The organism is Pigmentiphaga soli (genome assembly GCF_039541095.1).
Classification (GTDB): Bacteria; Pseudomonadota; Gammaproteobacteria; order Burkholderiales; family Burkholderiaceae_B; genus Pigmentiphaga; species Pigmentiphaga soli.
The window spans coordinates 16,831-30,604 of record NZ_BAABFO010000005.1 but is presented as its reverse complement, the minus strand read 5'-3'; the positions used below and the strand labels follow the sequence as shown (position 1 = coordinate 30,604).

13 protein-coding genes are annotated in these 13,774 nt (G+C 68.3%); 4 read left to right on the top strand and 9 right to left on the bottom strand.

The genetic code is table 11. The features are described 5' to 3' along the window. Window positions 1-3: 3 nt before the first annotated feature. The 8 genes from ABD927_RS06500 to hrcA form a co-directional block, all read right to left on the bottom strand. Window positions 4-1,059, bottom strand: a complete 1,056-nt coding sequence (locus tag ABD927_RS06500; protein WP_345247523.1) for an isopenicillin N synthase family dioxygenase — start codon at window positions 1,057-1,059, stop codon at window positions 4-6. Window positions 1,060-1,085: 26 nt separating this feature from the next. After that, window positions 1,086-2,198: an ABC transporter substrate-binding protein gene (locus tag ABD927_RS06495; protein ID WP_345247521.1), complete on the bottom strand. Its 1,113-nt coding sequence runs from the start codon at window positions 2,196-2,198 to the stop codon at window positions 1,086-1,088. A gap of 308 nt (window positions 2,199-2,506) precedes the next feature. Next, window positions 2,507-3,625: a molecular chaperone DnaJ gene (gene dnaJ / locus ABD927_RS06490; protein WP_345247519.1), complete on the bottom strand. Its 1,119-nt coding sequence runs from the start codon at window positions 3,623-3,625 to the stop codon at window positions 2,507-2,509. A 96-nt stretch (window positions 3,626-3,721) separates the two neighbouring features. Then, window positions 3,722-5,665: a molecular chaperone DnaK gene (dnaK, locus tag ABD927_RS06485; protein WP_345247517.1), complete on the bottom strand. Its 1,944-nt coding sequence runs from the start codon at window positions 5,663-5,665 to the stop codon at window positions 3,722-3,724. A gap of 140 nt (window positions 5,666-5,805) precedes the next feature. Further along, a complete protein-coding gene (grpE, locus tag ABD927_RS06480) occupies window positions 5,806-6,381 on the bottom strand; it encodes a nucleotide exchange factor GrpE (protein WP_345247515.1) in 576 nt (191 codons plus the stop codon). Between the two features lie 125 nt (window positions 6,382-6,506). Next, on the bottom strand, window positions 6,507-6,893 hold the full coding sequence (locus tag ABD927_RS06475) for an RNA-binding S4 domain-containing protein (protein WP_345247513.1): 387 nt from the start codon (window positions 6,891-6,893) through the stop codon (window positions 6,507-6,509). Window positions 6,894-6,899: 6 nt separating this feature from the next. Continuing rightward, a complete protein-coding gene (gene hemH / locus ABD927_RS06470) occupies window positions 6,900-7,955 on the bottom strand; it encodes a ferrochelatase (protein WP_345247511.1) in 1,056 nt (351 codons plus the stop codon). A 56-nt stretch (window positions 7,956-8,011) separates the two neighbouring features. Further along, a complete protein-coding gene (gene hrcA, locus ABD927_RS06465) occupies window positions 8,012-9,019 on the bottom strand; it encodes a heat-inducible transcriptional repressor HrcA (protein WP_345247509.1) in 1,008 nt (335 codons plus the stop codon). A gap of 111 nt (window positions 9,020-9,130) precedes the next feature. On the opposite strand from hrcA, the gene ABD927_RS06460 reads away from it, so the two are divergent. Together ABD927_RS06460 and recN are read left to right on the top strand one after the other, a co-directional pair. Next, complete coding sequence (locus ABD927_RS06460) at window positions 9,131-10,027, top strand: NAD kinase (protein ID WP_345247507.1); 897 nt, start codon at window positions 9,131-9,133, stop codon at window positions 10,025-10,027. A 9-nt stretch (window positions 10,028-10,036) separates the two neighbouring features. Then, on the top strand, window positions 10,037-11,680 hold the full coding sequence (recN, locus tag ABD927_RS06455) for a DNA repair protein RecN (RefSeq protein ID WP_345247505.1): 1,644 nt from the start codon (window positions 10,037-10,039) through the stop codon (window positions 11,678-11,680). A gap of 2 nt (window positions 11,681-11,682) precedes the next feature. Here recN and fur read toward each other — a convergent pair whose 3' ends face one another. Next, window positions 11,683-12,099, bottom strand: a complete 417-nt coding sequence (fur, locus tag ABD927_RS06450; RefSeq protein WP_345247503.1) for a ferric iron uptake transcriptional regulator — start codon at window positions 12,097-12,099, stop codon at window positions 11,683-11,685. A gap of 197 nt (window positions 12,100-12,296) precedes the next feature. Between fur and ABD927_RS06445 the strand changes: the two genes are divergently transcribed. Both ABD927_RS06445 and dapB read left to right on the top strand, forming a co-directional pair. After that, on the top strand, window positions 12,297-12,938 hold the full coding sequence (locus ABD927_RS06445; protein WP_345247501.1) for an outer membrane protein assembly factor BamE: 642 nt from the start codon (window positions 12,297-12,299) through the stop codon (window positions 12,936-12,938). Between the two features lie 5 nt (window positions 12,939-12,943). Continuing rightward, entirely contained in the window at window positions 12,944-13,738 is a 795-nt protein-coding gene (gene dapB / locus ABD927_RS06440; protein ID WP_345247499.1) for a 4-hydroxy-tetrahydrodipicolinate reductase, read from the top strand. Window positions 13,739-13,774: the final 36 nt, after the last annotated feature.

Below are 13,774 nucleotides of genomic sequence, written 5' to 3'. Positions count from 1 at the left end.
CGTTCACGACGACGCGGATGCGGCCGGCCGGTGGGCCGCCATCGCGGTCACCACGTCGGGGTAGTTCTGCCGCACGAACCACTCGTAATAGTCCGAATACGTGACCGGCGGATTCTTGGCCGGGCGTTCGGCCGATTGGCAGGTCGGCAGGCATTCGATCACGGTATCCGGATCGGGATTGAAAAAGAACGGGATCGAATGGCGCTCCACCTGGGAAGTATTGATGACCCGGTGCGGCGTCGAAAGGAACAGCTCGTTGGTCCACAGGCGCAGCAGGTCGCCGGTATTGACCAGGAAATGCCCCGGCAGCGCGGGCGCCACCACCCAGCGGCCGTCGGCCGTGCGGATCTCCAGGCCGGGCACCTTCGCCTGGCACAGGATGGTGATGAAGGTGCGGTCGGTATGCGGGGCCAGCCCGTACTGGCTGCCGTCGAAATCCGGCTGGTGCGCGTAGTAGTTCAACTGCATGTTGAGCAGCGGCTTCCTGAACGCGGCGTCGAAGAAATCCGGCGGCAGGTTCAGCGCGCGCGAGAAAATCGGCAGCAGGCGGCGGCCCAGGTTTTCCAGCGCGTTGCTGTAGGCCATCACGTTTTCGCGAAAGCCGGGCAGGTTGCCGGGCCATTGGTTCAAGCCGCGGAACAGCTTGCCGGCCAGCACGTCGGGATCGTCGGCCGCAAGGTCGTTGCGCACGCAAAAGGCCGAATAAAGATTGGGCTTGGTGCCCTTGCCCAGCTCGCTGTGCCGCGTGACGGTGGATTCGGCGCCGAAATAGCCGATCTTGTTCTTGTCGATCTTCAGCTTCTGCTTTTCCTCTTCGGGCAGGCGGTGGAAACGCTCCGATTCGGCGAACACGCGGTCGATCATCGATTGCGGGATGCCGTGGTTCTTCAGGTAATAGAAGCCCACGTTGGTCGACGCATAGAGCAGGTCGCGGGCGACGGCATCGATGGCGCCGGGCTCGCCGGCCAGGTAGGGGCCGAGATCGAGGACCGGGATCTCGTCGGCGGCCAGGTGCAGCGTGGAAGGCCTTTCGGTACGGCCCAGGGCGGACGGACTCATCGTGCTGTGGTCTCCGGAATGGCGCCTCAGGCCAGGACTTCGTCGAAAAAACGCTTCAGCGCGTCGGCGCTGTTCTTGGCATACCAATCGTTGTCGGCCGCCACCATGACGGCGAGGTGCTTGGGATTGGAGGGGTTGGTTTCCTGCAGGTCGGCCGGGATCATCGCGTTGGCGGCCGGGTTGATGGGCCCGCAGCCCATCTGTTTGAAGAACTCCACCTGCCTCTGCGGATCCTGGGTGGAAGCGATGAATTCGAATACTTTCTTGCCGCTGGGCGCCCCCTTCAGCACCGCCCAGCCCGATACGAAAAAGCTGCCTTCGTTGAAGGTGTAGTCGATCTCGCCCTTGGTGTCGCGCTTGAGCGGCACCGCGCGCGACGAAGCCAGGCAGCCCATCGTGACCTCGCGGTCGCGCAGCAGCTGGTAGCTCTCGGTATGGCTGTTCCAGAAGATCAGGTGGTCTTTCAGTTCGCGCAGTTTCTTGAAAGCGCGCGGCAGGTCGAGCGGGTACAGCTTGTCTTTCGGCACGCCGTCGGCCAGCAGGGCCGCCTCGAGCACGCCGTCGGTATGTTTGCGCATGGTGCGCTTGCCGGGGAAATCCTTGACGTTCCAGAAGTCGGCCCAGGTGCGCGGCGCCCGCCCACCGAAGGCCTTGGTGTTCCAGGTGAGCACGTTGGCGTAGGTATAGGAACCCAGGCCCCATTTGCCCGCATAGCCGGGCAGGACCTTGCTGCCGTCGACGATGGAATAATCCATTTCCTCCAGCAGGCCCTGCGGGCCCAGTTCGAGCGAGCCGTGGAAGTTGCGGTCCACCACGTCCCATGAGATGCGGCCGCTTTCCACGATGGCCTTGACCTTGCCCGAGGTCGGGCCCGAGCCGTCGATGCGCACCTTCACGCCGGGATTGGCCTTCTGGAACGGTTCGACATAACAGCTATTGGTGGCGCGCAAGGCATCGCCGCCGAAATTGGCCAGCACGATATCGGAACCGGCAGCGCGCGCCAGACGCAGGCTGCCCAGCCCGGCGGCGCCCGCCCCGAGCGCGGCCATGCGGGCGGCGAATTGCCTGCGGCCGGCGTCCGGCAGGGCGCGCGCTGCGCCGGCCGCGGCCGGCATGATGTCGAACGGCTTGATTCCCATCGATATTCCCCCTGTAGCGCCGGCATTTCCCATATGCCGCTGCGTCCGTGACGGATTCGTTCCGCTGTCACGAGAGAATCATAATATTTCCTTTGTCTAAAAATGTATATCCTGTATGCCTTTGCCGACTTTCCCGTTTTCCGCACCGAATAAGTGCGAAGCGCCCCGATAAAAGGCATATTTCGCCGGGAAACGGGGCGGCGGGAATAAGCGCGGCAAGGGCCGGCGGCAATAAATGAGAATGGCCGCCTTTCGGGCGGCCATTCTCATTTATTAGACAAACGTCGCGGCGACGCCGGAACGGTCCGTCAGCTGAAAAACTCCTTGACCCGGTCCGTCCAGGACTTGCTCTGCGGCGAGTGCTTGTCGCCGCCCTCGCCCAGCGACGCCTCGAACTCGCGCAGCAGTTGCTTCTGCTTCTCGGTCAGGCGCACCGGGGTTTCCAGCACCACGTGGCAGTAAAGGTCGCCAGGGTAGTTGGCGCGCACCCCGCGGATGCCCTTGCCGCGCAGGCGGAACACCTTGCCCGACTGCGTGCCTTCCGGAATCGAGATCTGCGCGCGGCCGCCCAGCGTGGGCACTTCCAGGTCGCCGCCCAGCGCGGCGGTGGTGAACGGGATGGTCAGCTCGCAGTGGAGGTCGTCGCCATCGCGCTGGAAGATCGGGTGTTTCTTGATGTGGATTTCGACGTACAGGTCGCCCGGGGGGCCGCCGTTGACGCCCGGCTCGCCGTTGCCGCTGGAGCGGATGCGCATGCCGTCGTCGATGCCGGCCGGGATCTTGACCTGCAGGGTCTTGTTGCGGCGGACCTTGCCGGCGCCTTCGCAGGCCGGGCAGGGTTCGGGGATGATCTTGCCGCTGCCGTGGCAGGTGGGGCAGGTCTGCTGGACGCTGAAGAACCCCTGCTGCATGCGGACGGCGCCGTTGCCGCCGCAGGTGGGGCAGGTCTTGGGCCGGGTGCCGGGCTTGGCGCCGCTGCCGTGGCAGGTTTCGCAGTTGTCCCAGCTCGGCACGCGGATTTCGGTGTCGAAGCCGGCCGCCGCCTGTTCGAGGGTGATCTCCAGGCCGTATTTCAGGTCCGCGCCGCGGTACATCTGGGAGCCGCCGCGGGCGCGGCCGCCGCCGAAGATCTCGCCGAAAATGTCGCCGAAGGCGTCGGCGAAGCTGCCCGCGCCGGCGCCCATGCCGCCGGCCGCGGCGGCGTCGACGCCGGCATGGCCATAGCGGTCGTAGGCTTCGCGCTTTTCAGGCTCGGACAGCACCTCGTAGGCGTGCTTGGCTTCCTTGAATTTCTCTTCCGCGTCCTTGTCGCCGGGGTTGCGGTCGGGGTGGTACTTCATGGCCAGCTTGCGGTAGGCCTTTTTAATCTCGTCGTCAGTGGCGTTGCGGGCAACGCCAAGCACTTCGTAGAAATCTCGTTTTGCCATGGTGCGTGGGGGCCTGAACGACGCAGGGCCATCGATACATGGCCCCGGTCAATGCAAAAAAAGGAGCCCCCTCGCGGGCGGCTCCGTAGGTACCGCTTACTGGTCGCGCTTGACTTCCTTGAAGTCGGCGTCGACCACGTTGTCGTCGGCCTTGGCGCCGCCCTGCGGGGCTTCGCCGCCGGCCTCGCCGGCCGCGCCCGCGGCCTGCGCCTGGGCCTGCATGTCGGCGTACATCTTCTCGCCCAGCTTCTGCGACGCCTTGGACAGGGCCTCGACCTTGGCGTCGATGGCGGCCTTGTCGCCGTCCTTCAGCACGCCTTCGAGATCCTTGATGGCGGCTTCGATCGCCTCTTTTTCAGAGGCTTCGATCTTGTCGCCGTAGTCGGTCAGCGACTTGCGGGTGGCGTGCACCAGCGCGTCGGCCTGGTTGCGGGCCTGCGCCAGCTCGGCCACGCGGCGGTCTTCCTCGGCATTGGCCTCGGCGTCGCGCACCATGCGCTGGACTTCTTCCTCGGTCAGGCCGGAGTTGGCCTTGATCGTGATCTTGTTTTCCTTGCCGGTGCCCTTGTCCTTGGCCGACACGTGCAGGATGCCGTTGGCGTCGATGTCGAAGGTGACCTCGATCTGCGGCGTGCCGCGCGCGGCCGGCGGAATGCCCTCGAGGTTGAACTCGCCCAGCGCCTTGTTGGCCGCGGCGATTTCGCGCTCGCCCTGGAACACCTTGATCGTCACGGCCGGCTGGTTGTCGTCGGCGGTCGAGAAGACCTGCGAGAACTTGGTCGGGATCGTGGTGTTCTTCTTGATCATCTTGGTCATCACGCCGCCCAGGGTCTCGATGCCCAGCGACAGCGGGGTGACGTCGAGCAGCAGCACGTCCTTGCGGTCGCCCGACAGCACGGAGCCCTGGATGGCGGCGCCGGCGGCGACGGCCTCGTCGGGGTTCACGTCCTTGCGCGGATCGCGGCCGAAGAATTCCTTGACCTTCTCCTGCACCTTGGGCATGCGGGTCATGCCGCCCACCAGGATCACGTCGCTGATGTCGGAGACCTTGATGCCGGCGTCCTTGATGGCCACGCGGCACGGCTCGATGGTGCGGTTGATCAGGTCTTCGACCAGCGCTTCGAATTTGGCGCGGGTGACCTTCAGGTTCAGGTGCTTCGGGCCGGAGGCGTCGGCCGTGATGTACGGCAGGTTGACCTCGGTCTGGGTCGACGACGACAGCTCGATCTTGGCCTTCTCGGCGGCTTCCTTCAGGCGTTGCAGCGCGAGCACGTCTTTCGACAGGTCGACGCCCTGCTCTTTCTTGAACTCGCCGATGATGTAGTTGATCAGCACCTGGTCGAAGTCTTCGCCGCCCAGGAAGGTGTCGCCGTTGGTGGACAGCACCTCGAACTGCTTTTCGCCGTCGACGTCGGCGATCTCGATGATCGAGATGTCGAACGTGCCGCCGCCCAGGTCGTACACCGCGATCTTGCGGTCGCCCTTCTCGTTCTTGTCGAGGCCGAAGGCCAGCGCGGCCGCGGTCGGCTCGTTGATGATGCGCTTGACGTCCAGCCCGGCGATGCGGCCGGCGTCCTTGGTGGCCTGGCGCTGGCTGTCGTTGAAGTAGGCCGGCACCGTGATGACGGCCTCGGTCACTTCCTCGCCGAGGTAGTCTTCGGCGGTCTTCTTCATCTTGCGCAGCACTTCGGCCGACACCTGCGGCGGCGCCAGCTTGCGGTCGCGCACCTGCACCCAGGCGTCGCCGTTGTCGGCCTTGACGATCTGGTAGGGCATCAGGTGGATGTCTTTCTGGACCGCGTCTTCGCTGAACTTGCGGCCGATCAGGCGCTTGACCGCGTACAGCGTGTTCTTGGGATTGGTGACCGCCTGGCGCTTGGCGGGCGCGCCCACGAGGATCTCGCCGTCTTCCATGTAGGCGACGATCGAGGGCGTGGTGCGGGCGCCTTCCGAGTTCTCGATGATCTTGACCTGGGTGCCTTCGAGCACGGCCACGCAGCTGTTGGTGGTGCCCAGGTCGATACCTATGATTTTGCCCATGATCCGGATTCCTGAAAAATGATCAGAAAAAATTTGGTTGAACAGTAAATGAGTCGCTTGGCGCTTTTTTCAATGAGGGCGATAGCCTTCGCCAATGCGCCGCGGCGGGATCGCGCGGCTGCCGGGCGCGGGCCGGTGCCTCATTTGGGCGCCGCCACGGTCACCAGCGCCGGGCGCAGCACGCGCTCGGCGATCAGATAGCCTTTCTGCAGCGTTTGCACGACGGTATTGGGCGCCTGCCCTTCGGCCGGCACCGAGGCGATGGCCTGGTGCTGGTGCGGGTCGAACCTGGCGCCCTGCCCGGGCGCGATCTCGGACAGCTTGTGGCGCTCGAAGGCGCCGGCCAGCTGCTTGAGGGTGATGTCGATCCCTTCGCGCAGCGACTCCAGCGTCTGGTTCTGCTGGGCCAGCGCCGCTTCCAGGCTGTCCTTGACCGGCACCAGGCTCTCGGCGAACGACTCGATGCCGAACTTGTGGGCCTTGGCCACCTCTTCCTGGGCGCGCCGGCGGGCGTTCTCGGCCTCGGCGCGGGCGCGCAGCAAAGCGTCGAAATGCTCCTGGGCCTGGGCCTGCGCCTCGGCCAGGCGGGCCTGCAGCTCGGCCAGCGGGTCGGCGCCCTGGGGTTCGGCCGCCTGGGGCTGGGCCTGGGCCTGATTCGGCTCGTCCGGCGTGGGACGGGTGTGGGTCGGATCGCCAGGCGATTGCTCAGCCGACATCGGTTCCTCCAGTTAAAAAATCCAGAAAAATCAGTGACTTGTTCGATTGCTATGCGGGAGATGGGGATAAAGCCAGCGCTTTCAAGAGGGGAATTGCGCCCGGCCTGCCCCGGCGCGCCCGGCCGTCACGGCATCCCGCCGCGCTTGAAGCGGTCCAGGCTGCGGCGGTCCTGCTTGGTGGGCCGGCCCTTGATCCCCAGCGAGGGATCCTGGTTCTGCCGGCGCAGGGCCTGGGCCTCGAGCCGGCGCCGCAGCCCCTGCGGGGTTTCATCGTACAGGGTGCGAGCGAATACCGCCGGGCCCCGCTGAGCCGACAGGCCCTTGACGACCACCTCCCAGTCCTGCTCGCCGGCGCGGATCTGCAGCACGTCGGCCGGCCGCACCGCGCGCGAGGGCTTGATGCGGTCGCCGCCCATCCGTACCTGGCCGGCCTCCACCGCTTCCTGGGCCAGGGTGCGCGTCTTGAAGAAACGGGCCGCCCACAGCCATTTGTCGATGCGTTGTTCGTCCATCTCGCTTCAGTTGCCCGCGCCGGGTGCCACGGCCCCGGCGGGCCGGGTCGGCCATCCTTGCAGATTCCGTAGGGCCATGTCCGCCAGGGCGCCGATCCACTCGGGGCTGTCGTTGAGCGCCGCGATGTAGCGCAGTTCGCGGCCTCCGGCCCGCAAGAAAGCTGCCCGGGCCTGCTGGGCGATCTCTTCCAGGGTTTCGATGCAGTCGGCCACGAAGCCGGGGCAGAACACGTCGGCCTCGGCCACGCCGTCGCGCGCCAGCGCCTGCAGCGTCGGCTCGGTATAGGGTTGCAGCCATTCGGCGGCGCCGAAGCGGCTCTGGAAGGTGACCATGACTTCGCCCTCGGCCAGTTCCAGCCGCTGCGCCAGCAGGCGCGCCGTCTCCAGGCACTGGCCATGGTAGGGGTCGCCCAGCCGCACGCTGCGTTGCGGCAGGCCGTGAAAGCTCAGCACCAGCAGGCGGCCGCGGCCGTTGCGGCGCCAGAAATCGCGCACGCGGGCGGCCAGCGCGCCGATGTAGCCGGGGTCGTCGTGGAACTGGCGCACCATGCGCAGCTCCGGCTGGTCGCGCAGCCGGCCCATGCGCTGCGCCAGCGCGTCGAACACGGTGGCGGTGGTGCTGGCCGAATACTGAGGATACAGCGGCAACGCCAGGATGCGGCCGCAGCCGCGCGCGCGCAAGCCGTCCAGTTCCTGCCCCAGCGAGGGGCTGCCGTAGCGCATGCCCAGCGCCACCTCGACCTCGTGCCCGCGGGCGGCCAGTTCGGCGGCCAGCGCCGCCTGCTGCCGCCGGCTCCAGGCCAGCAGCGGCGATCCTTCCGGCGTCCACACCGAGGCGTAGCGCCGGGCGGCCTCGCGCGGCCGCAGCATCAGCACCGGACCGTGCAGGACCGGCCACCACAGCGCGCGCGGCAGCTCGACCACCCGCGGGTCGGACAGGAATTCCGCCAGATAGCGGCGCACCGCGGCCGGCGTAGGCGCGTCGGGCGTGCCCAGGTTGACCAGCAGCAGGCCGGTGCGGGCGCCATCCCGGGGGGAAGAGGTTTCGGAGGAAAGGGGCATGCGAATCCTGTGGCGGGCGGGCCCCGCGGCGCCCGCCGCGAACCCGGCCGGCGGGCTCAGTGTTGGCTCAAGGCGTTGGACAGCAGCCGGGCGGTAATGTCGACGATGGGAATCACCCGGTCGTAGGACATGCGGGTGGGCCCGATCACCCCCAGCGTGCCGACCACCTTGCCATCGACCCCGTACGGCGCGGTGATGACGCTGACCTCTTCGACCGGCACCAGTTGCGAGTCGCCGCCGATGTAGATCTGCACGCCCTGGGCCCGGCTGGAGACGTCGAGCAGCTGCAGCAGGTCGGTCTTTTTCTCGAACAGCTCGAACATCTTGCGCAGCCGAGCCATGTCGGCCGTCATGTCGGACACGCCCAGCAGGTTCAGCTCGCCCGAGATGACCACCGAGTCGGCCTCGTCGGCCGCCACCTCGGTGCCGGCCTCGACCGCCTGCTGCATCAGGCGGGAGATGTCTTCGCGCAGCTGGCTGAGGTCGCGCTGGAGGGTCTGGCGGACGTCGTCGAACGCCTTGCCGCCGAAATGGGTGTTGAAGAAATTGGCGACCTCGGTCAGTTCGGCGCTGGTGTAGTCGCGCTGCACCGAGAGCATCCGGTTCTGCACATCGCCCTCGGGGGTGACGATGATCAGCAGCACGCGCTTTTCCGACAGGCGCATGAATTCGATCTGGCGGAAGGCCTGGGTGCGCCGGGGGGCCATCACGACGCCGGCGAAGCTCGACAGCTTGGACAGCAGGCCGGCGGCGGCGGCGATCACGCGCTGCGGCTCGGCCGCCGGCAGCAGCCGTTCGATGCGCGAGGCTTCGTCGACCTCGAACGGCTGGACGGTGAGCAGCGTGTCGACGAACATGCGGTAGCCGCGCGGCGTGGGCACGCGGCCGGCCGAGGTGTGCGGGCTATGGATCAGGCCGGAATCTTCCAGGTCGGCCATCACGTTGCGGATGGTGGCCGGCGACAGATCGAACACCTTGGAAAGCGTACGCGAGCCGACGGGCTGCCCATCGCTGATGTATCGTTCTATCAGTGCCTTGAGTAGCGTTCGCGCGCGTTCGTCCATGTCCCTATTGTAGTGGGGTTGCCGCGTTTTTTGCCGCCGGGCCGCGCAACGACAGGTCTTCGGACGTTTTTGTCATCGGCGCGCGCGCGGCCCGGACCTATAATCCAGCCCATGCATTTTCCCACCGTCGCCCTGGTCGGCCGCTACCACGACACCGGCATCGCCGCGCCGCTGCTTGCCGTCGCCCAGATGCTGCGCGATGCCGGCCGCGAAGTGCTGTTCGAGTCCGACACCGCCGCCAATACCGGCGTGACCGGCTACCCGTCGGCCACGGTCGAGGAAATCGGCCGCCGCGCGGCGCTGGCCATCGTGGTCGGCGGCGACGGCACGATGCTGGCGCTAGCCCGCCAGCTGGCGCCGTTCGGCGTGCCGCTGGCCGGCATCAACCACGGGCGGCTGGGCTTCATCACCAGCATCCCGCTCGAAAACGCCACCGACGCGATCGCCAGCATCCTCGACGGCCAGTACGAAACCGAGGAACGCACGCTGCTGTCGTCGTGCGTGGTCCGCGACGGCACCCCGATGGTATCGGCGCTGGCCCTGAACGACGTGGTCATGAGCCGCGCCGGCGCCGGCGGCATGATCGAGGCCACCGTCCAGGTCGACGGGCTGTACATGTCGAACCAGCGGGCCGACGGCCTGATCATCGCCACCCCCACCGGCTCGACCGCCTATGCGCTGTCGGCCAACGGCCCGATCCTGCACCCGGCGCTGCGCGGCCTGGTGCTGGTGCCGGTGGCGCCGCAAACGCTGTCGAACCGCCCCATCGCCATCCCCGACGACTGCACCATCGAAGTCACGCTCACCCGGGCCCCCAGCGGCCACGACCAGGGCTGCAGCGTGCATTTCGACATGCAGAGCTGGTCGTCGCTGCAGGAGGGCGACCGTCTGGTGGTCAAACGCGCGGACCACACCATCCGCTTCCTTCATCCGGCCGGATACAGTTACTTTTCCACGTTGCGGCGCAAATTGCACTGGAACCAGATGTCCGGGGCCGCCGCCGACTAACTAGCCCGTATGCTGCGTGCCCTGCATATCCGCGATTTCGTGATCGTCGACCGCACCGAGGTGGAATTCGGCCCCGGCTTCACCGTCTTCTCCGGCGAGACCGGCGCCGGCAAGTCGATCCTGATCGACGCGCTGGCGCTGGCGCTGGGCGAACGGGCCGACGCCTCCGTGCTGCGCGAAGGGGCCGAACGGGCCGAGGTCAGCGCGGTGTTCGACGTGCCGCCCGATCTGCGCGACTGGCTGGCGCAGCACGAGCTCGACACCGAAAGCCTGGTGCTGCGCCGCCTGGTCGACGGCCAGGGCCGCAGCAAGGGCTTCGTCAACGGCGTGCCAGCCACCCTCACCCAGTTGCGCGAGCTGGGCGAAAAGCTGGTCGACATCCACGGCCAGCACGCCCACCAGAGCCTGCTGAAGGCCGATTCCCAGCGCGAGCTGCTCGACGGCCACGGCGGCCACGGCGAACTGCGGCGCGCGGTGGCCGAGGCCTGGCGCGCCTGGCGCGACGTGGCGCGCCGGCTGGAGGCGGTCGAGCGCGATGCCGAATCCCTGCAGCAGGAACGCGAGCGGCTGCAATGGCAGGCCGACGAACTGGGCCGGCTGGGGCTGGCCGCCGGCGAATGGGATACGCTGCAGGCCGAGCATTCGCGGCTGGCCCATGCGCAGTCGCTGATCGACGGCAGCGCCCAGGCGCTGGCCGCGCTGGAAGACAGCGACGACGCGGCCTACGGCCGGCTGGCGGCCGCCGCGCACCGGATCGGCCAGCTGGCCGGCCACGACGCCGCGCTGGCGCCGGTGGCCGAGTCGCTGGAATCGGCCCGCATCGCGCTGCAGGAAGCGATTTCCGACCTCAACAGCTACCAGAACCGGCTCGAACTCGATCCGCGCCGCCTGCAGGAGGTCGAACAGCGCATGCAGGCCGTGTTCGACACCGCCCGCAAATTCCGCCTGCAGCCCGAGGAACTGCCGCAACGGCTGGAAGAACTGCAGGCCCGGCTCGACACCCTGCAGGACGCCAGCGACCTGCAGGCGCTGCGGGCCCGCGCCGACGCCGCCCGCAAGGCCTACGACGGCGCCGCCGCCGCGCTCAGCCGCGCGCGCCGCAAGGCGGCCCGCTCGCTGGCGGAAACCGTCACCCAGGCCATGCAGACGCTGGCGATGGGCGGCGGCCGTTTCGAGATCGAGCTGGGGCCGGCCGAACCGGGCCCCGCCGGCGCCGACGCGATCGAATTCCGGGTGGCCGGCCACGCCGGCGCCACGCCGCGCGCGCTGGCCAAGGTGGCCTCGGGCGGCGAACTGGCACGGATATCGCTGGCGCTATCGGTGATCGCCAGCCGGGCCGCCCGGGTACCGACGCTGATCTTCGACGAGGTCGACAGCGGCGTGGGCGGCGCGGTGGCCGAGGTGGTGGGCCGCCTGCTGCGCGAGCTGGGCAGCCTGCACCAGGTGCTGTGCGTGACGCACCTGCCGCAGGTGGCGGCCTGCGGCAACGTGCACTTCCGGGTCGGCAAGGAACAGCGCGACGGCCGGGCGGTATCCACCGTGGCGCCGCTGGACCGCGGCGGCCGGGTGGACGAGATCGCCCGCATGCTGGGCGGCATCGAGATCACGCCCACCACGCGCAAGCACGCGCGGGAAATGCTCGGCAGCCATTGACCTCAGCGCGCCGCGCACTTGGAGCAGATGCCGTACAGCGACAGCGCGTGCCCGGTCAGCGTGAACTCGTGCTCCTTGGCGATGCGGTGCTGGCGCTTTTCGATGTCGGGGTCGTAGAACTCTTCGACCCGGCCGCAGTTGGTGCAAACCAGGTGGTCGTGGTGATCGCCTTCGTTCAGCTCGAACACCGCCTTGCCGCTGTCGAACTGGCTGCGGGTGAGCAGGCCGGCCTGCTCGAACTGGGTGAGCACGCGGTACACGGTGGCCAGGCCGATTTCCACGCTTTCGCCGATCAGCGCGCGGTAGACGTCTTCGGCGCTCATGTGGCGCGCTTCCGATTTGCGGAAGACGTCGAGGATCTTCAGCCGCGGGAAGGTCGCCTTCAGGCCTATACTTTTGAGTTCGCTCTGGTCTGTCATGGTGGCACCTTTGTCGCCGCTTGCTGCATCCAGCCCTTATGATAACGGTTTCCTCTAGTAAGACGAGTCGCGCCGCCGTGCCAAACGCCGTAACCCGAACCCTACGTCCGTCCGCCGGCCGCGTCCGCCGGTCCGCCCGCCTGGCGCCCCTGGCCGCGATCGCACTGCTCGCCGGCTGCAGTTCCATCAACAATTACGTGCCCACTTTCATCCGGCCCTACCGGCCCGACGTCCAGCAGGGCAACTGGATCACGCAAAGCCAGGTCGACCTGCTGCGGCCCGGCATGACGCGCGAGCAGGTGCGGTTCGCGCTGGGCAGCCCCACGCTGACCGACATCTTCCACGCCGACCGCTGGGATTACCCCTATCTGTTCAAGGGCGGCAAGAGCGGCGTTACCGAGGAACGCAAGTTCAGCGTGTATTTCGCCGACGACCGCCTGGTGCGCTGGGAGGGCGACCCGCAGCCGGCGCGCCAGCCGTTCCAGACCACCGACACGATCAAGACCATGCCCCCGGCCCCGGCCGCCGCCGTTCCCGCGGCGCCGCAGGCAAGCCAGCCGCCGCAGGCGTCCGGTCCGGATTCGCAGTCCGCGCCCGGCCAGGCTGGCGCCCCTGACGCCCAGGCCGCGCCGGATCAGACAGGCGCGCCGGCGTCCCAGGCTGCGCCTGGCCAGCCCGGCGGGGCCGCCCCGCAGGGCCAGGCGGCCCCGCCGGCTCCTGGCGCCGTCATCTCGCCGCCGCTGATCCCCGACCGCAATCGCCCGCCCACCACCGACGGCACGCCCGCGCCCGCCGCGCTCGACCCGTCCGCCCAGCCCTCCGCCACGCCGAAGGAATGAGCACCATGCGCATCGCAATCGCCGGCGCCAACGGCCGCATGGGCCGCATGCTGACCGAAGCGGTCCTGGCGGCGCCCGATCTCGAACTGGCCGCGGCGCTGGGCCACGCCGGCAGCGCCGCCATCGGCCGCGACGCCGCCGAATTCCTCGGCCGCCACAGCGGCGTGCCGATCCGCGCCGACCTCGACGCGCTGGCCGGCGCCGACTGCCTGATCGACTTCACCCGGCCCCAGGCCACGCTGGCCCACCTGGAGGCCTGCGCTCGCCACGGCGTCAAGCTGGTCATCGGCACCACCGGCTTCGACGAGGCCGGCCGCGCCGCCATCGCCGACGCCGCGCGGCGGGTCGGCATCGTGTTCGCGCCCAATATGAGCGTGGGCGTCAACGTCACCTTGAAGCTGCTCGACGTGGCCGCCCGCATCCTGCGCGACGACTACGACGTGGAAGTATTCGAGCTGCATCACAAGCACAAGGTCGACGCGCCCTCGGGCACGGCGCTGAAAATGGGCGAGACGGTGGCCGCCGCCCTCGGCCGGCCGCTGGAACAGGTGGCCGAATGGGCCCGCCACGGCGACACCGGCCCGCGCAAGCCGGGCAGCATCGGCTTTTCCTCCGCCCGCGGCGGCGACGTGGTCGGCGACCACACGGTGTTCTTCTGCGGCCCCGGCGAACGCATCGAGGTCACCCACCGCTCCTCCAGCCGCGCCACCTACGCCGAAGGCAGCCTGCGCGCCGCGCGCTTCCTGGCCGATCGCGACAGCGGGCTGTTCGACATGCAGGACGTGCTGGGGCTGCGCTGAGGCCGGCACCGGCCCTGGGGCGGCATCGCCCCGCGG